Origin of the sequence: Prauserella rugosa, from assembly GCF_000719975.1 — a bacterium.
Classification (GTDB): domain Bacteria; phylum Actinomycetota; class Actinomycetes; order Mycobacteriales; family Pseudonocardiaceae; genus Prauserella; species Prauserella rugosa.
The window spans coordinates 1-19,832 of sequence record NZ_JOIJ01000004.1 but is presented as its reverse complement, the minus strand read 5'-3'; the positions used below and the strand labels follow the sequence as shown (position 1 = coordinate 19,832).

Sequence of the window (19,832 nt, the reverse complement as noted above, 5' to 3'; positions counted from 1 at the left end):
CCGGTGGTCGTCAGGAGTCGGAGAGAATGGCCACGTGAACAACCCACGCAGCGTTCTCATCCTCGGATCCACGGGGTCGATCGGGACCCAGGCGCTCGACATCGCCGCCCGCAACCCCGACCTGTTCCGGGTCGCCGGTGTCGCCGCGGGCGGCTCCGACCCCAAGGTGCTGGCCGCCCAGGCCATCGAGCACGGGGTGAGCTCGGTGGCCGTCACGCGCGCGACCGCGGCCGAGGACCTCCAACTCGCGCTGTACGCCGAGGCGCAGAAGCGCGGCTACGCGAAGGGCGAGTTCGCTCTGCCCCGCATCTTCGCCGGCGCCGACGCGGTGACCGAGCTCGTCGCGGCCGAACCCGTCGACGTCGTGCTCAACGGCCTGCCGGGCTCGCAAGGGCTGCTGCCCACGCTCGCGGCGATCGAGACGGGCGCCTGCCTCGCACTGGCCAACAAGGAGTCGCTCATCGCGGGCGGCCCGTTGGTGCTCGGAGCGGCGGCGCCCGGCCAGATCGTGCCCGTCGACTCCGAGCACTCGGCGATCGCCCAGGCACTGCGCGGGGGCAGGGAGACCGAGGTCGACCGCCTCGTGCTCACCGCCTCGGGCGGACCGTTCCGCGGCCGCACGCGCGCGCAGATGGCCGACGTCACGGTCGAGGACGCCATGGCGCATCCCACCTGGGCGATGGGCCCGCTGATCACCGTCAACTCGGCCACGCTGGTCAACAAGGGGCTCGAGCTCATCGAGGCCCACCTGCTGTTCGACATCCCGTGCGAGCGCATCGACGTCACGGTGCACCCGCAGTCGATCGTGCACTCGATGGTCACCTTCACCGACGGCTCGACGATCGCCCAGGCCAGCCCGCCCGACATGCGCCTGCCCATCGCGCTGGCGCTGAACTGGCCGGACCGGGTGCCCGGAGCCGCGCCGGCCTGCCGCTGGGACGAGGCTGCGCAGTGGACGTTCGAACCGCTGGACGACGAGGCCTTCCCTGCAGTGGAGCTCGCGCGCGAGGTCGGCGCCGTCGGTGGCTGCCTGCCCGCCGTGTACAACGCGGCCAACGAGGAGCTGGTCGGGGCCTTCCTGGCCGGCAACACCGGCTTCACGTCCATCGTGGACACTGTGAGTGCGGTGGTCGCCGCGGCCGACGAGTGGCGCCGCGAACCCCGCGACGTCGACGACGTCTTCGCCGCTGAGGAGTGGGCGCGCACGCGTGCTCGCGAGGTCGGGGGACCGATGAACGGTATGGGAGGGAAGTAGCGCGTGCTCGTCTACATCCTGGGGGTCGTGCTCTTCGCGCTCGGCGTCTGCGTGTCCGTGGCGCTGCACGAAGCGGGGCACATGGTGGCGGCCAAGTCCTTCGGCATGAAGGTGCGCCGCTACTTCGTCGGCTTCGGGCCGACCGTGTTCTCCTTCCGCCGGGGTGAGACCGAGTACGGCCTGAAGTGGCTGCCGTTCGGCGGCTTCTGCGACATCGCCGGAATGACCGCGCTCGACGAGATCACCGACGACGAGCGGCCCCGCGCGATGTACCGCTTCAAGACCTGGAAGCGCACGGTCGTCATGGCGGCCGGGTCGTTCACGCACTTCATCCTGGGGTTCGTCGTCCTGTACCTGATGGCGGTCACGATGGGCCTGCCGAACATGTTCGGCACCCCGGAGGTGTCCCAGGTCTCGCAGTGCGTGCAGGACGCCCGCACCAACCAGGAGTACACCGACCCGACCTGTGAGCCGGGCGCCCCCGCACCCGCCCGGGACGCCGGTATCCAGCACGGCGACGTGATCGTCTCGGTCAACGGCAAGGAGACCGAGACCTACAGCGACGTCATCGCCGCCGTCGAGAACCTGTCCGGCCCCGCGCACTTCCAGGTCGAACGCGGCGGCGAGACCGTCCCGCTGACCGTCGACGTCGAGAAGGTCACGCGGCCCGTCGCCGACCCGGAGAACCCGGACCAGACCCGGCTGGTCGACATCGGCTCGATCGGTGTGACGTTCCAGAACCGCTGGGACTACGACGCGCTGAGCGCCGTCGGCGGCACCCTGTCGTTCACCGGCGACCTCATGGTCGAGACGGGCAAGCGGCTGCTCGAGATCCCCGAGCGGGTGCCCGCTGTGGTCGAGTCCATCTTCGGTGCCGAGCGCGATCCGAACACCCCGGTCAGCGTCGTCGGCGCCAGCCGGATCGGTGGCGAAGCCGTCCAGCACGGGCTGTGGGAGCTGTTCTTCTTCCTGCTGGCCAGCCTCAACTTCTTCGTCGGCATCTTCAACCTGCTGCCACTCCTGCCGCTGGACGGTGGGCACATCGCGGTGACGTGGTACGAGCGGGTGCGCGACTGGCTGCGCAAGCTGCGCGGCAAGGCCGCGGGTGGACCGGTCGACTACACGAAACTCAACGCCGTGACGATGGTCATCGTGGTGATCGGTGGGGCGTTCGTGCTGCTCACCATCACCGCCGACATCGTGAACCCGATCCGCATCATGCAGTAGGCCGGCACCTGGTCGCCTCCACTGACCCGAGCCGGTAACCCGTCGGGAGTATCGTGGGGGCGAACGCGTTCGCTCCAGACGTTTGCAGAGGAATCGATGACCGTCGACCTTGGTCTGCCCGGAACACCCCCGCCCGTACTGGCCGACCGTCGCAAGACCCGTCAGCTGCAGGTCGGCTCCGTCGGGGTCGGGAGCGACTTCCCGATCTCCGTCCAGTCGATGACCACGACGAACACGGCCGACATCAACTCCACGCTGCAGCAGATCGCCGAGTTGACCGCCGCGGGCTGCGACATCGTGCGCGTGGCGTGCCCGAGTGCCGACGACGCCGAGGCCCTGCCCGCGATCGCGCAGAAGTCGAAGATCCCGGTGATCGCCGACATCCACTTCCAGCCCAAGTACGTCTTCGCCGCGATCGAGGCGGGCTGCGCGGGTGTGCGCGTGAACCCCGGCAACATCCGCAAGTTCGACGACCAGGTCAAGGAGATCGCGCAGGCCGCGAAGGACCACGGCACGCCGATCCGCATCGGCGTCAACGCCGGATCGCTCGACAAGCGGCTGATGGAGAAGCACGGCAAGGCCACCCCGGAGGCGCTCGCCGAGTCGGCGCTGTGGGAGGCCTCGCTGTTCGCCGAGCACGACTTCCACGACCTGAAGATCTCCGTCAAGCACAACGACCCGGTCGTCATGGTGCGGGCCTACGAGATCCTCGCCGAGCAGTGCGACTACCCGCTGCACCTCGGCGTCACCGAGGCCGGGCCCGCGTTCCAGGGCACCATCAAGTCGGCCGTGGCGTTCGGTGCACTGCTGCGGCAGGGCATCGGCGACACGATCCGGGTGTCGCTGTCGGCCCCGCCGGTCGAGGAGATCAAGGTCGGTACGCAGATCCTCCAGTCGCTCAACCTGCGCCCGCGCAAGCTGGAGATCGTCTCGTGCCCGTCGTGCGGACGCGCGCAGGTCGACGTCTACAAGCTGGCCGACGAGGTCACCGCGGGCCTGGAGGGCATGGAGGTGCCGCTGCGCGTGGCCGTCATGGGCTGCGTCGTCAACGGGCCGGGTGAGGCGCGCGAGGCCGACCTCGGCGTCGCCTCCGGCAACGGTAAGGGTCAGATCTTCGTCAAGGGCGAGGTCATCAAGACCGTCCCCGAGGCGCAGATCGTCGAGACCCTGATCGAGGAGGCCATGCGCATCGCCGAGGAGAACGGCGACGTCGAGGGCTCCGGCGAACCGGTCGTCACGGTGAGCTGACATGGCTGCGGGCCGCGGGGCGTAGCGGTGGCGGATTGGGCGGTGGCGCGCCCGCACCCGCGGCTGCGGCCGTGGGTGACCCGCTACGTCGGCTACGCGCACGCGGTCGCGGCAGGCGGTGTGCACCGGGGACTGCCCAGCGGGCACCTCACGCTCAACATCAGCCTCGGCGCGCCCGTGCACGTCGTCGGCATGCCGAGGGCGGACCAGTCGCCGGGCCGGTTCCAGGCGTTGCTCGGCGGGCTGCACACCGCGCCCGCGCTCATCGCCCGCGACGACGCCGAGTACGGAGTCGAGCTCGCGCTCGAACCCCTGGGTGTCGCTGCGCTCACCGGACTGCCGTCGGCCGAGCTCGCCGGGCACGTGGTCGACCTCGCCGACCTGCCTCGTCCGGCGTGGGCGGGCCTGGCCGACCGGCTCGCCGCCCTGCCCGACTGGCCGAGCCGATTCGCCCTCCTCGACCGGTTGCTCGGCGGCCTGCTCGGTGCCGCCGTCCGTGAGTCGGCTCCGCCGCCGGACGTCGAGTGGGCGTGGCGGCGGATCCGACGCTCCGGCGGCACGGTCCGCGTCGAGACGCTCGCCGCGGAGCTCGGGTGGAGCAGGCGGCACTTCGGCGAACGGTTCCGGCGCGGCGTCGGGCTCACCCCGAAACAAGCGGCGCGGGTGGTGCGGTTCGAACGGGCCGGTGCGTTGCTGCGCCGCGGCGAACGGCTCGCCGACATCGCCGCCGTGTGCGGATTCGCCGACCAGGCCCACCTGACCGGCGAATGGCGCGCGCTGGCCGGCTGCCCACCCACAACCTGGCTCGCCGAGGAGCAACCGCCCGACGAGCGTCCGCACGGGGCCCGTTGAGCAGAGCTCCCGTTTCTCCAAGACCCGGGTGCGGTGCCGGTCCGAGACTCGGAGCCATGACGGATGTGACGACAACGGATGTGAAGCCGGGCGTGTGGCCCAGTGTGTTGTACGCCGACGTGGCACGGGCGCGCCGATTCCTGACCGGCGTGCTCGGGTTCACCGAGGCGCTGGTCGTGCCCGGCGACGACGGTGGTGTGGTGCACGGTGAACTCCGCTGGCCGGAGGGCGGCGGGGTGATGTTCGGCTCCCGCACGCCGCAGGCCCACGGCGGGGCGAGCCCGGCGGGGCAGTGGATCTACGTGGTGACGGCCGATCCGGACGCCGTGCACCGGCGGGCCGTGGACGCCGGTGCGAACGTCGTCGACCCGCCCCGCGACACCGACTACGGATCCCGCAACGTGTCGATCGCCGACCCCGAAGGAACCGTCTGGGTCTTCGGCACCTACCCCGGCGCCTGACCACCCGGGGCAGCTCCCGAGGGCCCCATAGTCGCGTTGAATCGAACGCTGTCACGCGGAGCGTGTCCGTTTGGGTGGTGGTGGGAGACGGGTGGGAGCGACCAAAGGGCCCTCGGGAGCACCACCCGAGCGGAGGGTTGTTTCCCCTTACGCCCTGTTCTCTGGCAGTCTGGGTTGCGTGTTGCGGGTTGCTGGTGCGCGGCTTCTCGATGACAGGGACTATCCGGCCGTCCGGGCCGCGCTCGGCGCGAACCCGGTGGCGAGCTGCATGGTGTCCGCGCGTGTCGAGATCGCGGGAGTGGATCCGTGGCGTCTGGGCGGTGAGCTCTGGGGCGCGGGCGGCTCCGGTTTCGGAGCGGGCCTGAACGCCTCCAAAGCCGCCTTGGACGGACTGTGCTTCTCCGGGCCGAACCTGATCCCCTTGTGCGGTGACGCGCAGGCGATCAGGTCGTTCGCCGACCGGGCGCTGCGGCGTGCGCGCATGTGCTCGTCCGTCGTCGGGCCCTCGCAGCAGGTGCTGGACCTGTGGGACGAGCTGTCGGGGGAGTGGGGTCCGGCCAGGGAGGTCCGTAGCGACCAGCCGTTGATGGCGCTGGACCGGCAACCCGACGTGCTCCCCGACCGCGCGGTGCGGCCGGTGCGTGCCGACGAACTGGAGCGCTACCTGCCCGCCGCGATCTCGATGTTCCGCGAGGAGGTCGGGGTCGACCCGCGTGCGGGCGACGGCGGTGCCGGCTACCGCGCGCGGGTGTCCGAGCTGATCGCCGGGGGCAGGGCGTTCGCCCGGTTCGAGGACGGCGAGGTCGTGTTCAAGGCCGAGATCGGCGCGTTGTCCCAGCGGGTCGGCCAGATCCAGGGCGTGTGGGTGCATCCGGACCGGCGCGGGGAGGGCCTCGGCGCCTCGGGCACCGCGGCGATCGCGTCCCGGCTGGTGCGCGGGATGGGCCGGGTCGCGAGCCTGTACGTCAACTCGTTCAACACCCCGGCGCTGGCCGCCTACCGGCGGATCGGCTTCCGCCAGGTGGGCAGCTTCGCGACGGTGCTGTTCTGAGGCCGGTGCTGCTGTCGCGATGAGAATGCGTTCGATGACCGCCCTCGTGCTGGCGGCCGTGCTCACGACGTCCGGGTGCAGCGTCTTCGGCGGGAGCGAGGCCGGCAACGTGCTCGAGGAGTTCCTCGCCGCCTGGCAGGAGGGCTCGTTGCGCGAGGCCGCCGCGCTGACCGACTCGCCGGATTCCGCCCGCGACCTGCTGCGCGGCACGCAGAAGGCGCTCGACCCGAAGGCACTGTCGGCGGAACCGGGCGAGGTGACCGAGTCGGAAGAGGGCACGAGCGCCGACGGCCGCTACCAGCTCCGCTGGGACCTCGGCGACGGCCGGACGTGGAGCTACCGGGCCCAGGCCGAGGTGCGTTCCTCCGACGACGGCTGGAAGGTGCACTTCACACCGCGCATCGTGCACCCGGAGCTCGGCCCGCAGCAGAGCCTGTCGCTCGTCACCGAGACCCCGACCCCGGCGCCGGTCCTCGACCGGGACGGAGCGCCGCTGCTCGCGGCCGACAACGTCATCGGCGTGACCCTCGACCGCGAGGAGGCTGGCGGCGAGCTCGACCACGTGGTCTCCACCCTGGCCGAGGCCGTGTCGCAGTTCGACGACGACATCACGAGCCGTTCGATCCGCTCCGGCCTGCGCGAGACCGAGCAGGGGCAGGCCTACACCGTCGTCAGCCTGCGCTCGGCCGACTACGAGCGGATCCGTTCGCGCATCTACGACCTGCCCGGCGTGCGGTTCACCAACCAGGAGCGGCTGCTGTCGGCCGAACGGGGACTGGGCACGCGGATCCTGCCGCTCATCCGTGAGCACGTCGCCGATCGGGTGGCAGGCGAGGAGGGCTGGCGGGTCGTCGTCACCGACAGCACCGGCGCCGAGATCGACGAGCTGCACGCCGCGGCGGCCAAGCCGGCGTCCGCGGTGCACACCACGCTGAGCCTGCGTACCCAGAAGGCAGCCGAGCGGGCGCTGGCCAGGGTCGACGGTCCCGCGGCCGTCGTGGCCGTACGCCCCTCCGACGGCGACATCCTCGCCGTGGCACAGAACGAGGCCGCCGACGACGAGGGGACGATCGCCCTCAGCGGACGGTATCCGCCGGGGTCGACGTTGAAGATCGGCACGGCGGCGGCCGCACTGTCGGCAGGTGCCACGCGTCCCGATGCGACCGTCGCCTGCCCCGCGACGACGACCGTCGGGCACCGGCTCATCCCCAACGAGAACCGCTTCGACCTGGGCCGCGTCCCGTTGCACACCGCGTTCGCCGAGTCGTGCAACACCACTTTCGCGGAGCTGGCAGCCGAACTGCCCGCCGACGCACTGACCGACGCCGCACGCTCGCTCGGCCTCGGCGCGGACTTCGTCATCCCCGGCATCACCACCATCACCGGCTCGGTGCCCGAGTCCGACGACGAGGTGCAACGCGCCGAGAACGGCATCGGCCAGGGCACCACGCTCGCCAGTCCGTTCGGCATGGCGCTCGTCGCGGCGACCGTCGACCGGGGCGAGCTGCCCACCCCGGGACTCGTGCGCGGCGACCGCACCAAGGTAAGCAAGAAGGGCGAACCGCTGTCCGGCGACGTCCTGCGCCCGCTGCGCCGGATGATGCGCGAGGTCGTCACCGACGGCACCGCCACCGCACTCCGCGACGTGCCCGGCGTCCACGGCAAGACCGGCACCGCCCAGTTCGGCGACGGGAGCAACGCACACGGCTGGTTCGCCGGCTACGTCGGAGAGGGCCCGAGCGACGATCTCGCGTTCGCCACCCTGCTCACCGGCGCCGGCTCGTCGAAACCGGCCGTCGACGTCACCCGCGACTTCCTCACCGGCCTGCAGTGATCCGGGAGATCGTCGGTGTGCCGTGCGAGCATGAGCCGATGGAAGGAACCGTGGACGGTGAGTCGCCCGTCGAGGACATGCGCGCCAGCGGCGAGCTTCAGCCCGCCGAGCGTGGAACGGGGTCCTTCTCCTGCCTTCCCGACCCCGCTCCGGTGGACTTCAGCGGTTCCGACGAACTCCAGCGGGTGCGGGACGAGGAACGGTATTGATCTACTTCGGCACCGCGACGTTTCCGTCGTGGGTTCACGGCGGGAGCAAGGGGCCGCCTTCCCAGCGTTGGAAGATCAGATTCGTGTGGACGAGCGCAACCTCGTCGCGAGCCGTGAGTTCGTCGAGAACCAGGCGCTGTAATGCGGCGGCGTTCTCCGCCGCCACATGGATCAGGAAATCGTCGGGACCTGTGAGGTGGTACAGCTCGCGCGTCTCGGGTTGGGCCAGTACGTGTTCGACGAATGGGTCCACGAGCGGTCGGCGATGGGGTTGGACGCGGACGTAGAGGAGGGCCTGCAGGGGTCTGCCCAGCTTCTCCGGGTCGACAGCGAGCTTGTAACCGCGGATGATCCCTGCCTCCCGGAGCCGATTGACCCGGTCCAGGCATGTGGACGGTGCGATGCCCACCGCCGCGGCCAAGTCCTTGTTGGGGGTCCGGGAGTTGTTCTGCAGCGCCGTCAGGATCCGCAGGTCCGTCGGATCTAGTTCGGTCGTTCTCGGCATGCGCCGAACCCTACGCGGAATGAGTCCAGTTCTATCGGCGTCAGAGCGACGATGGCCGCGTTCATGCCTGACACCGAACCTCGGATCGTGAGGGCCGTCCATGCTCGCGCAACTGCCCGTCTTCGTCGCGACGACTTTCATGATGTTGGTCGTCCCCGGGCCCGACTTCGTCATCATCACTCGCAATGCCGCCGTCGGCGGCCGGCGATCCGCCTGCTTCACAGCCCTGGGCATCTGTGCCGGACTGTTGTTTCTGACGCTGGCGACCGCGGGCGGCGTCGCCGCGTTGGTCGCGGCGGATGACGGACTTCTTGTTGCACTGCGCATCGTCGGTGGCGGCTATCTGCTGTGCCTCGGTGCGATGCTGGCGGTGTCGGCGTGGCGTCGACGATCGACGCCCGGCGGGAACGTCCCGCAGCAGCCGGGTTCCCGGACTCCGTTGGTCCAGGGATTCCTGAACAACGTCCTCAACCCGAAGGCGCTGATCTTCTACCTCACCTTCATTCCACAGTTCCTCACTCCCGGAGGCGCTGTGTTCACCGAAACCCTGCTGCTCGGGTTCGTGGTCGTCGCCTGTGCTGCGATCTGGTGGACGGCATACGTCACTGCGATCGGACTGCTCACCCGGACCTTGGCGCGACGATCCGTCCAGATCGGCATCGAGGTGGTCGCGAGCGTTGCCCTCGGCTGTCTCGGAGCCGTCACCCTGCTGGCCGAGGTGTGATCACGTGGCGGACAGCGTGGTCGACGCGCGATTAGCCCACCCGTCGCCCGGCCGCCACCCCCCATGGACGCGCTGACGCGCGACTAGCCCACCCGTCGCCCAGCCGCCACCCCCCAAGGACGCGCTGACGCGCGCATTATGCTCGGGGTATGCCCGTTCGCGCTCCCTTGACGCCCGGCGTTCAGACGCCGCAGCGCCCCGTTCCGAAGTCGATCGCCCGCCCCGAGTACGTCGGCAAGCCCGCGCCCCAGCGCGACACCGGCAACGGCGTACGCACCCCCGAGGTGATCGAGGCGATGCGCGTCGCGGGCAAGATCGCCGCGCAGGCGCTCCAGGAGGGCGGCAAGGCCGTCCAGCCCGGCAACACCACCGACGACGTCGACAAGGTCATCCACGAGTTCCTCTGCGACCACGGCGCCTACCCGTCGACGCTCGGCTACCGCGGCTTCCCGAAGGCCAGCTGCACCTCGCTGAACGAGGTCATCTGCCACGGCATCCCCGACTCGACCGTCATCGAGGACGGCGACATCTGCAACATCGACGTCACCGCCTACATCGGCGGCGTGCACGGCGACACCAACGCCACGTTCCTCGCCGGGAACGTCGACGAGGAGGCCCGACTGCTCGTCGAACGCACCGAGGAGTCGCTGCGCCGCGCCATCAAGGCCGTCAAGCCGGGACGTCAGCTCAACGTGATCGGCCGCGTCATCGAGTCCTACGCCAAGCGCTTCGGCTACGGCGTCGTCCGCGACTTCACCGGGCACGGCGTCGGCCCCGCCTTCCACACCGCGCCCACCGTGCTGCACTACGAGGAACCCAACGTCACCACGGTCATCGAAGAGGGCATGACGTTCACCATCGAGCCGATGATCACCCTCGGCACGATCGACTACGACGTGTGGGACGACGACTGGACCGTGACCACCAAGGACAAGAAGTGGACGGCCCAGTTCGAGCACACGCTCGTCGTGAACGCCGACGGCGCCGAGGTGCTCACCCTCCCGTGAGCCACTGAGTGTCGGAGGGCCACACATCGGCACTGCCGGTTGTGGCCCTCACGCACATGGTCGACGGTATGGCGCGGCCGTACGGTCGTCAGCTGTGACCACGACCACTCCTGACACCCTCGGCGGCCGCACGGTCCTCGTCACCGGCGGTGCCAGCGGCATCGGCCGCGCGTGCGTCCACGCCTTCGCCGAGGCGGGTGCCACGGTGCACCTCGTCGACGTCGATTCCCACGCCGCCGGTGCCGTCGCCGACGAGACGGGCGCCCACGCCCACACCGCGGACCTGACCGACCCCGCGGCCGTCGACACCCTGCCCTCCGACGTCGACATCCTCGTCAACAACGCCGGTATCCAGCACGTCGCGCCGATCCCGGAATTCCCTCCGGACGTCTTCGACACGGTGCAACGCCTCATGGTCACCGCACCGTTCCTGCTCATGCGCCGCCACCTGCCGGGCATGTACGCCCGCGGCTGGGGCCGGGTCGTCAACATCTCCAGCGTGCACGGGCTGCGCGCCAGTCCCCACAAGGCCGCCTACGTCGCCGCGAAACACGGCCTCGAAGGCCTGAGCAAGGTGGCCGCGCTGGAGGGCGCCCCACACGGCGTCACGAGCAACTGTGTCGACCCCGGCTATGTGCGCACCCCACTGGTCGAAGGGCAGATCGCCGACCAGGCCCGCACCCGCGGCATCGCCGAGGCCGACGTCGTCGACGAGGTGTTCCTCGCCCGCACGGCTGTCAAACGGCTCATCGAACCGGCCGAGGTCGCAGCCGTGGTGGTGTGGCTGTGCGGAGAGCACGCCGCCTACCTCACCGGAGCGTCCATCCCCGTCGACGGCGGATGGACCGCCGCCTGACCCGTCCACCGTCCGCATCGAACCGTCCACGTACGACTGTCCATCCGCAACAGACACCGTCCACACACAACGAAGTGGTGATCGACGATGACAGACCCCACGTCCCCGGCCGGCGAGCAGCCGAAACCGACCTCCATCAAACGGGTCGTCGGCGCCAGCATGATCGGCACCACCGTCGAGTGGTACGACTTCTTCCTCTACGGCTCGGCCGCCGCGCTGGTCTTCAACAAGCTCTTCTTCCCGGAGTCCGACCCGCTCACCGGCACGTTGCTGGCCTTCGCGACCTACGCGATCGGCTTCGTCGCGCGCCCGCTCGGCGGCCTGGTCTTCGGGCACTACGGCGACAAGCTCGGCCGCAAGAAGCTGCTCGTGCTCAGCCTGTTGCTGATGGGCGGTGCGACGTTCCTCATGGGACTGTTGCCGACCTACGCCAGTATCGGCGTCGCGGCGCCGTTGCTGTTGGTGTTCCTGCGGCTGGTGCAGGGATTCGCCGTCGGTGGGGAATGGGGCGGTGCGGTCCTGATCGTCTCCGAACACGGTGACGAGCGCAGGCGCGGATTCTGGGCGTCGTGGCCGCAGGCCGGCGTGCCCGCGGGCAACCTGCTCGCCACCGCGGTGCTGGCGATCCTCGCTGCGGTGCAGACCGACGCGGCGTTCGAGTCGTGGGGCTGGCGCATCCCGTTCCTGCTCTCGGGCGTGCTCGTGGTCATCGGACTGTGGATCCGGCTCGCCGTCGCCGAGTCGCCCGTGTTCGTCGAGGCGGTCCGCAAGGCCGACGGTGAGGAAGTACCGGAGAAGGCGCCCATCCTCACCGTGCTGCGGTTCCACTGGCGTGAGGTGCTCATCGCGATGGGAGCCCGGTTCGGGGAGAACGCCTCGTACTACGTCATCACCGCGTTCGTCCTCGTGTATCTGACGAACCATCTCGACGTCTCCCGGTCGATGGGGTTGAACGCCGTGCTGGTCGGTTCGGCCGTGCACCTGGTGACGATTCCGGTGTGGGGCTGGCTGTCCGACGTGATCGGCAGGCGCGCGGTGTACCTGTTCGGCGCCGCCGGAACCGGTGTGTGGGCGTTCGTGTTCTTCGTGCTGCTCGACACCGAATCCGGCTGGGGAACCATCGCCGCGGTGACCGTCGGCCTCGTGCTCCACGGCGCGATGTACAGCCCGCAGGCGGCGTTCTTCTCCGAGCTGTTCGGCACGAGGGTGCGCTACTCGGGCGCCTCCATCGGCTACCAGTTGGCGTCGATCGCCGCGGGCGGCGTGGCGCCGCTGATCGCGACGGCGTTGCTGGACGCCACCGGAGGCAGCATCGCGATCTCGGTCTACGTCGCGTTCACGTGCGTCGTCACGCTGGTGGCGGTCTACCTCGCCCGCGAGACGAAGGGCAGTTCGCTGTCCGACGACCAGACGGCGCCGTCGGCCTCGTCCGAGCAGCCCGGCGGTGCGACGATCGACCGGTGAGCAACGGTGCGGTCCGGCTACTGCGGCTGCTGGCCGAGGGGGCGTCTGCGGAGGAACTGGCTGATCAGGGTGCCGCGGCCGCGGGTGATCCCGAAGCCGAGGAGGCGCTGCGGTCGGCGTTGACGATCCGGCGCACGCTCGACGCGCACACCCGGCGGGAGACCGAACTGGCCGCGTTGTTCGACACGGCGAGCGACCTGGCGCGGTTGCGGGATCTCGATGCGGTGCTGCGGTCGATCGTGCGCCGGGCCCGGATGTTGTTGCGGGTCGACGTGTCGTACCTGAGCCTCAACGACGACGGCGCCGACAGCACCTACATGCGGGTCACCGACGGGTCGGCCTCGGCGCTGTTCCAACAGGTGCGTCTCGGGATGGGCGAAGGGCTGGGCGGCCTGGTCGCCCAGACGGCGCGGCCGTACGCGACGTCGGACTATCCGGGCGACGACCGGTTCCAGCACACCGGGCCGATCGACAGGGCGGTCGGCGACGAGGGGCTCATCGCGATCCTCGGCGTGCCGCTCTCGCTGGGCGGGCAGGTGATCGGCGTGCTGTACGCCTCCGACCGCAGGCCACGCACGTTCACCCCGGACGAGGTGGCGTTGCTGTCCTCGCTCGCCGACCACGCGGCGATCGCCATCGACAACGCCCGGCTCATCGAGTCGACGGCCGCGGCCCTCGACGAGCTGGGCGAGGCCAACGACACGATCCGCACCCACCACGAGGCGCTGGCGCGGGCGCAGGAGGCGCACGACCGGCTGGCCGAGCTCGCCGCGGGCGGTGCCGACGTGCCGCAGGTGGCCGCCGAGGTGGCGGCCGTGCTCGGGGGCGGGGTGGTCGTGCACGACCCCGACGGTGCCGAGCTGGCGTGCGCGGGCACCGACTCGGGTGGGCGCAACGCCTTCGCCGTCGCGTCGTCGCGGGCGTCCGGCAGGGCGGTCGCCGACGGGGACGACTGGGTGTGCGCGGTGATGGCCGGTCCGCAGCTGCTGGGCAGCATCACGCTCACCGGACGGCCGGACCTGGGCGATGCGGACCGGCGCCTGTTCGAACGGGCGGGCATGGTGACCGCGCTCGTGCTGTTGCTGCGGTCGTCGTCGGCCGAGGCGGAGGAACGCGTGCGCGGCGAACTGCTCGTCGATCTGCTGAGCGCGCCGGACCGCGAGCCGGCTTCGCTGGTGGAACGCGGGCGCAGGCTGGGGCTCGATCTGCACGCCCCGCACGCGGTCCTGGTGCTGCACACGGCCTCCGACGGCGGGGTCACGCGCGCGCGGCTGGCCTCGGCCGCGTCGGCGCACGGGGTGCTCGCCGGTGTGCACGCCGATCGCGTCGTGCTGCTGGTGCGTGAGGCAGAGCGCGGTACAGCGGCTCCGGACGTCGCGGCGGACCTGACGCGCAGACTCGGTCTCCCCGTGACGGTCGGCGGAGCCGGCCCGGCGGTGGGGCCCGCGCGGATCGCCGAGGCACACGCCGAGGCGGCCCGATGTCTGCGGGCGCTGTTGGTCCTGGGCAGACACGGCAGCGGCGCCGACGCCGCGGCGCTCGGTTTCGTGGGCATGTTGCTGGGGGAGAAGGCGAACGTGCCGGGATTCGTGCGGGACACGCTCGGCCCGGTGCTGGACTACGACGAGGCGCGGGGCACCGAACTGCTGCGCACGTTGGACGCCTACTTCGCGTGCGGGGGCAACCTGACGCGGGCCAAAGAATGCCTGCACGTCCACGTCAACACGGTGTCGCAGCGGCTCGAGCGGATCGGGGTGCTGCTCGGCGACGACTGGCAGAGTCCGGACCGCGCCCTCGAGCTCCAACTGGCGTTGCGGCTGCACCGCCTGTCCTGACCCCGCGACGGAGGCGCCCGCTCAGGCTCGGGTCGCCAGTTCGTCGAAGAAGGCGCACACCTCGTCGGCGGCGCGCTCGGCGTCCCGGTCGGCGAGCGCGTCGAGCAGTCCGTGGTGGCCGGTGGGCGCGGGCTCGGGCACGTCGAGCTGGGTGGTCGCGGCGACGCTGGCCACGACGACCTCGGTCAGTCCGCGATACAGCTCGGTGAGGACGGTGTTGTGGGCGGCGTCGATGGTCGCCTGGTGGAAGGCGGCGTCGATGCGGACGTACTCGTCGAGACGTCCGTCCGCCCACGCCTTGTCGCGTGCGTCGAGCAGCTCGCGCATGCGGGTCAGGTCGTCGTCGGTGCGGGCGTCCGCCGCGAGCCGTGCCCCCTCGATCTCGAGGGGTTTGCGTACTTGCAGCACCTCGCGCAGTTCGGTGCCCGCGAGCCTGCGGATCGCCCCGGAGACCTCGCTCGTCGCGCGGACGTAGGTGCCGTCGCCCTGCCGCACCTCCAGCAGTCCGCTGTGGGCGAGGGCCCGGACCGCCTCGCGCACCGTGTTGCGTCCGACGCCGAGGTCGGCGACGAGGGTGCATTCGGTGGGGATGCGCTCGCCGAGCGGCCATTCGCCACTGCGGATCGCCTCCCGCAGCTGTTCGATGACCTGGTCGACCAGTCCCGTGCGGTGGGTCGTGGACAGCGGCACGGACGTCACCTCCCGGATGAGCGGACCATTGTGCCCGGGCGTCCCTGACGTGCGGTCATGCCCTGGGGAACGTCCCAACGCCCGATCATCCTACCTTTTGTTACCGTGGGATGCATGGCACGGAGTACCGACGACTCGCTGGACACGCTCGACTCGACGGCGCGGAGCGCCACGGGCAGGGCGGCCGTCGCGGGCGCGGGGTTGCTCGCGGTGGCGGTGGTCCTGGCCGCCATGAACCTGCGTCCGTCGGTGACGTCGGTGGGCGCGATCCTCGACGAGGCGCAGCATGCGCTCGGTGCGAGCGACACGTGGGCGGGCGCGCTGACCACCATGCCCGGGTTGTGCTTCTCCATCGCCGGGTTCGGCGCTCCGTGGCTGGCTCGCAGGCTCGGACTGGCGCCTGCGCTGGGGCTCGCGCTCGCCGTGCTGGCGGCCGGGTTGGTGGTGCGCGTGGTGAACGGCCCGTTCGTGGTGCTGGCGGGAACGTTGGTGGCGAGCGCGGGTATCGCGCTGGCCAACGTGCTCATCCCGGTGGTCGTCAAGACCTCGTTCGCCGCCCGCGTGGGGTTGATGACCGGGGTGTACACGGCGGCGTTGCAGACCGGTGGCGCTCTCGGCTCGTCGTTGACCCCGCCGCTCAGCGACGCGACCGGCGGATGGCGCGGCGGTCTCGGTGCGTGGGCGGGCCTGGCCGTGCTGGCGCTGGTGCTGTGGTTCGCCGCCACGAGGGGCGGCGTCGTCGGCGGAAAACGCTCCGCTGCGGCCGATTCCGGCGAGCAGGACGCGGCCGAGAGTGTCGAACCGGACGCGGGTGGCGGTCAGGGGGAGCGCCGCTCGTTGCTGCGGAACCGGTTGGCGTGGATCGTCACCGGCTTCTTCGGGACGCAGGCGTGTTTCGCCTACATCATGATGGGCTGGATGCCGCAGGTGCTCATCGACGCCGGGGTGAGCCGGACGTCGGCCGGGCTGATGATGGGCTTGGTGTCGCTGCTCGGGCTGCCGGTGAGCCTGCTCATCCCGCCGCTGGTGGGCGCGCGCGGTGGACTCGGCTTCTGGTCGGTGGGCCTGGGCGTACTGGGGGTGTCCGGGCTCACGGGCCTCACCGTGGCGCCCGCCGCGGCACCGCTGTTGTGGTCGGTCCTGATCGGACTGGGCATGGCCGTGTTCTCGTTGGCGCTCAGCGCCATCACGATGCGGGCGCGGACGGCGGCAGACACGGCGTCGCTGTCGGGTATGGCGCAGGGCCTCGGGTACCTGCTCGGTGCGTTGGGTCCGTTCCTGTTCGGGTTCCTGCGGGACGTCACGGGGGACTGGACGGTGCCGATGACGATGGTGATCGGCGTCGTGGTCGCCCAGCTCGCCTTCGGCTGGTACGCGGGCAAACCCCGGTACGTGTAGCTACCCGATACGTGAAGCGCCCGGGCGGCCTCGGCCGCCCGGCGCTTCGTCTGAGCTGACGGCCGGCTCAGTCCAGCGGCAGGTTCAGCAGCGCGTTCTCGATGAGCTCGGGCATGGCCGGGTGGATCCAGTACTGGCCGCGGGCCATGCTGCGGGCGTCGAGGCCGAAGCTCATCGCCTGGATGAGCGGTTGGATCAGTGTGGGTGCCTGCGGGCCGATGATGTGCGCGCCGAGCAGTTGTCCGGTGGACGGGTCGGCCAGGAGTTTCGCGAAGTGCGATTCGTCCTCCATCGCCCACCCGTAGGCGATGCCGCCGTAGTCCTGCACGGCCGTGACGTAGCGGATGCCCTTGGCGGCGGCGTCGCGTTCGGTGATGCCGACCGAGGCGATCTGCGGGGAGCCGAACACGGCGTGCGGTACGAAGCGGTGGTCGGCCGTCACGGGGGCGTCCTCGACGCCGAGGTCGTGCAGCAGGTTGTGCTGGACGACGCGTGCTTCGTGGTTGGCGACGTGCTTGAGTTCGTGCGGCGAGCTGATGTCGCCGAGCGCGTAGATCCCGTCGACGTTCGTGCGCTGGTGGTCGTCGACCTCGACGTGGCCGGAGCGGGTCACGGTGACCCCCGTGGCCTCGACGCCGAGCACGTCGGCGTTGGACCGCCTGCCGGTGGCGACCAGCAGCAGGTCGCCTTCGACGGTTTCGGCGCCGCCGGGGCCTTCGACGTCGAGTGCGATGCCCTCGTCGGTGCGCCGCGCGCGTTGGGCGACGCGGTTGAGGTGCACGTCGATGCGCTGCGCGGCGAGGTCGGTGTAGCGGCGGCTGACGTCCTCGTCCTCGTGGCGAAGGAGCGTGTTGGAGCGCGCGACGACCGTCACCTCGACGCCGAACGACGAGAACACGTGCGCGAACTCGGCGGCGATGAATCCGCCGCCGAGGATGACGAGGCGCCGCGGCAGCTCGTCGATGCGCATGATCGTGTCGGACGTGTGGTAGTCGATCTGGTCCAGGCCCGCGATGTCGGGGACGACGGCGCGTCCGCCTGCGGCGAGCACGAACCGGTCGGCGGTGAGGGTTTCCTGGCCGCCCGGCAGGTCGACGGTGAGTTCCTTGTGGCCGGTGAAGCGGCCTTCGCCTTCGTAGACGGTGACGTTGGCGTTGTCGTCGTGTTCGATGCGGTATTCGCGTCCGCCTGCGGCGATGGGGTCGATGCGGCCGAAGATGCGGTCGCGGATGTCGCGCCAGCGCACTCCGTCGAGGGTTTCGTCGACGCCGAGCCGCGCCGCCGCGGCCGGGGTGGCGGCCAGGTCGGCGGGGTGGACGAACATCTTCGTCGGGATGCAGCCGACGTTGAGGCACGTGCCGCCGAACACGCCCTTTTCGACGATGGCGACCTTCCGGTCGGCGAAGCGCTGGTCGAGGATCGAATTCCCCGATCCGGTCCCGATGATGACGATGTCGTAGTGCGGCACGTCGGTACCCTCTCAGGCGGTGGTGTTGCCGACTATCTCAACTGCTGCCGACGTCCGAGTGTTCCCGGGAGCGTGATCCATGCCGCAGCGCAGTCGTGCCGATCTCCGGCGGGTGCCCGTGGTGGTGCTCGCGGGGTTTCTGGGTGCGGGGAAGACGACGCTGTTGAACCACCTGCTGGCGAACACGCGCGGGATGCGGATCGGCGTGGTGGTCAACGATTTCGGCAGTGTCAACGTCGACGCGCTCAGCGTGGCCGGGCAGGTCGATTCGATGGTGTCGTTCGAGAACGGCTGTTTGTGTTGCGCCGTCGACGCCAGCGGGCTCGATCGCATGTTGGGCGCGTTGACCGATCCGTCGGCGGGGTTGGACGTCGTGGTGGTCGAGGCCAGTGGGTTGGCCGAGCCGGGCAGTCTGGTTCGCTTGGTGCTCGCCAGTGAGGATCCGTACGTCGAGTACGGCGGCCTGGTCGAGTTGGTCGACGCCGCCGAGTTCGCCGACACTCGCGAGCGCCATCCCGAGCTCGACGAGCAGCTGACCATGGCCGATCTCGTGGTCGTCAACAAGGTCGACCGGGCTTCCGGCGGCGTCGTGGATCTCGTCCGCGACCTCGCGGGCGCCACTCCCGTGGTTCCCGTCGAGTTCGGGCGCGTCGATCCCGAGTTGCTGTTCGACCGCGTCACGTCGGATTCCCCCGACGGCCCACGCCAGCTTTCCTTCGACGATCTGCGCCTCGACCGTGGCGACGACGGCGTTCATGACGGTCGGGACGATCACGGCGCGCAGGACGACCATTCGACGCACGCCCACGCGGTGTACGACACGGTGACGGTGGAGCTCGGTTCGGTGCATCCGCGGCGGTTCGCGGAGTTCCTGGAGTCCAGGCCTGCCGGGTTGTATCGGATGAAGGGTTCCGTGCGCTTCGGCGTGCCCGGGCACCACGAGGTCTACGAGCTGCACACGGTCGGTGCCTATGTGCGCCTGGCCGCACGGCAGCGTCCCCGCGGCGGCGGTGACGACGCCGGTACCGGTACGAGTCTGGTGCTCATCGGCGCCGGCATCGACGCGGACGCGCTGCGCGCCGACGTCGAGGCGTGCGCCACGGACGTGGCCGGCGAGGCCGTGGAGCAGGACCTCCTGCCGATGTTCCGCTACCGCACCGACCTCGACGCACGCCCCGCCCCCGAGGTCGATCCGGAGACCGGCCCCGACGGGGACCCGGACACGGATCCGCCTGTCGACCCCGATCTGAGTCCCGACGTCGATCCCGAACTCACGGGCTGCGTGGCTCACCCCGAGGCGTACGACGGCCTGGTGGATCCGGACGAGTTCTACCCGGACCGTTGATGCGCCGGCGCCCGGTCAGAACGGTGGGTCGTCGGGGCCGGTGGGTTTCGGCGCGAGGACGGGTCGGCGTCTGCCGGTGTAGGTGGAGCCGTGGGGTGTGGTGATGGCCGAGGTGCCGTGGAGTGGGTCGTGGCGGGTGATCCACCCGGGCGCGTTCTTCATCCGATGATGACGTCGACACCGTGGTGCGGTGTTAGCGGCGGAGGTGGGCCCGTTCTCAGCCGACCACTCACGCTGATGGTCGAGGTCGCAGTGCCGAGCAGGCCGCCGACACCACGGCACCACGCATTCCCGATCCCGCACCCGGACGAGTTCGCGGATGGCTGCGTTGGGCCGTCGTCGACTACGACCCAGGTCGAGCGGCTGGCCGGTGGCGGGGTCGCAGAGGACTTTGCGCCACACA

Annotated in this window: 18 protein-coding genes; 15 read left to right on the top strand and 3 right to left on the bottom strand. The window is 70.5% G+C overall.

The genetic code is table 11. The annotated features are described in order from the left end of the window. Nucleotides 1-58: 58 nt before the first annotated feature. From dxr to IF64_RS0106830, 8 genes are all read left to right on the top strand, one after another. A complete protein-coding gene (dxr, locus tag IF64_RS0106865; protein WP_051757565.1) occupies nt 59-1,255 on the top strand; it encodes a 1-deoxy-D-xylulose-5-phosphate reductoisomerase in 1,197 nt (398 codons plus the stop codon). Nucleotides 1,256-1,258: 3 nt separating this feature from the next. After that, nucleotides 1,259-2,482 (top strand): M50 family metallopeptidase, encoded by a 1,224-nt coding sequence (locus tag IF64_RS0106860; RefSeq protein WP_030531171.1) that lies wholly within the window; start codon nt 1,259-1,261, stop codon nt 2,480-2,482. Between the two features lie 96 nt (nt 2,483-2,578). Continuing rightward, a complete protein-coding gene (gene ispG / locus IF64_RS0106855) occupies nt 2,579-3,730 on the top strand; it encodes a flavodoxin-dependent (E)-4-hydroxy-3-methylbut-2-enyl-diphosphate synthase (RefSeq protein WP_030531170.1) in 1,152 nt (383 codons plus the stop codon). Nucleotides 3,731-3,772: 42 nt separating this feature from the next. Further along, nucleotides 3,773-4,582, top strand: coding sequence for an AraC family transcriptional regulator (locus IF64_RS0106850; protein WP_246134866.1), 810 nt, complete (start codon nt 3,773-3,775; stop codon nt 4,580-4,582). 56 nt (nt 4,583-4,638) lie between these two features. Beyond that, a complete protein-coding gene (locus tag IF64_RS0106845; protein WP_030531168.1) occupies nt 4,639-5,043 on the top strand; it encodes a VOC family protein in 405 nt (134 codons plus the stop codon). 178 nt (nt 5,044-5,221) lie between these two features. Further along, nucleotides 5,222-6,094 carry a GNAT family N-acetyltransferase gene (locus IF64_RS0106840; RefSeq protein WP_030531167.1) on the top strand — a complete coding sequence of 291 codons (873 nt, stop codon included), beginning with the start codon at nt 5,222-5,224 and terminating at the stop codon, nt 6,092-6,094. Between the two features lie 34 nt (nt 6,095-6,128). Further along, nucleotides 6,129-7,928, top strand: coding sequence for a penicillin-binding transpeptidase domain-containing protein (locus tag IF64_RS0106835; protein ID WP_030531166.1), 1,800 nt, complete (start codon nt 6,129-6,131; stop codon nt 7,926-7,928). Nucleotides 7,929-7,966: 38 nt separating this feature from the next. Then, entirely contained in the window at nt 7,967-8,137 is a 171-nt protein-coding gene (locus IF64_RS0106830; RefSeq protein WP_157575502.1) for a hypothetical protein, read from the top strand. 34 nt (nt 8,138-8,171) lie between these two features. Here the strand turns inward: IF64_RS0106830 and IF64_RS0106825 are convergent, their stop codons facing one another. Further along, a complete protein-coding gene (locus IF64_RS0106825) occupies nt 8,172-8,642 on the bottom strand; it encodes an Lrp/AsnC family transcriptional regulator (RefSeq protein ID WP_030531164.1) in 471 nt (156 codons plus the stop codon). A 100-nt stretch (nt 8,643-8,742) separates the two neighbouring features. Between IF64_RS0106825 and IF64_RS0106820 the strand changes: the two genes are divergently transcribed. The 5 genes from IF64_RS0106820 to IF64_RS0106800 all read left to right on the top strand — a co-directional run bounded on the left by IF64_RS0106820 (nt 8,743) and on the right by IF64_RS0106800 (nt 14,528). Beyond that, nucleotides 8,743-9,366, top strand: coding sequence for a LysE family translocator (locus tag IF64_RS0106820; protein WP_051757535.1), 624 nt, complete (start codon nt 8,743-8,745; stop codon nt 9,364-9,366). Nucleotides 9,367-9,515: 149 nt separating this feature from the next. Continuing rightward, nucleotides 9,516-10,373 (top strand): type I methionyl aminopeptidase, encoded by an 858-nt coding sequence (gene map, locus IF64_RS0106815; protein WP_030531162.1) that lies wholly within the window; start codon nt 9,516-9,518, stop codon nt 10,371-10,373. A gap of 94 nt (nt 10,374-10,467) precedes the next feature. Next, a complete protein-coding gene (locus IF64_RS0106810) occupies nt 10,468-11,229 on the top strand; it encodes a 3-hydroxybutyrate dehydrogenase (protein ID WP_030531161.1) in 762 nt (253 codons plus the stop codon). Nucleotides 11,230-11,316: 87 nt separating this feature from the next. Continuing rightward, nucleotides 11,317-12,693 carry an MFS transporter gene (locus IF64_RS0106805; protein WP_048808290.1) on the top strand — a complete coding sequence of 459 codons (1,377 nt, stop codon included), beginning with the start codon at nt 11,317-11,319 and terminating at the stop codon, nt 12,691-12,693. Then, nucleotides 12,690-14,528, top strand: coding sequence for a helix-turn-helix domain-containing protein (locus IF64_RS0106800; protein ID WP_030531159.1), 1,839 nt, complete (start codon nt 12,690-12,692; stop codon nt 14,526-14,528). Before IF64_RS0106805 ends, IF64_RS0106800 begins: the two co-directional genes overlap by 4 nt. 21 nt (nt 14,529-14,549) lie before the next feature. Here the strand turns inward: IF64_RS0106800 and IF64_RS0106795 are convergent, their stop codons facing one another. Further along, nucleotides 14,550-15,218, bottom strand: a complete 669-nt coding sequence (locus IF64_RS0106795) for a FadR/GntR family transcriptional regulator (RefSeq protein ID WP_036875981.1) — start codon at nt 15,216-15,218, stop codon at nt 14,550-14,552. 114 nt (nt 15,219-15,332) lie between these two features. On the opposite strand from IF64_RS0106795, the gene IF64_RS0106790 reads away from it, so the two are divergent. Continuing rightward, nucleotides 15,333-16,616: an MFS transporter gene (locus tag IF64_RS0106790; protein WP_051757534.1), complete on the top strand. Its 1,284-nt coding sequence runs from the start codon at nt 15,333-15,335 to the stop codon at nt 16,614-16,616. Nucleotides 16,617-16,683: 67 nt separating this feature from the next. On the opposite strand, the gene IF64_RS0106785 is transcribed toward IF64_RS0106790, so the two are convergent. After that, complete coding sequence (locus tag IF64_RS0106785) at nt 16,684-18,084, bottom strand: mycothione reductase (protein WP_030531156.1); 1,401 nt, start codon at nt 18,082-18,084, stop codon at nt 16,684-16,686. Nucleotides 18,085-18,163: 79 nt separating this feature from the next. Here IF64_RS0106785 and IF64_RS0106780 point away from each other — a divergent pair, with 79 nt between their 5' ends. Then, nucleotides 18,164-19,429 (top strand): CobW family GTP-binding protein, encoded by a 1,266-nt coding sequence (locus IF64_RS0106780; protein ID WP_084705710.1) that lies wholly within the window; start codon nt 18,164-18,166, stop codon nt 19,427-19,429. Nucleotides 19,430-19,832: the final 403 nt, after the last annotated feature.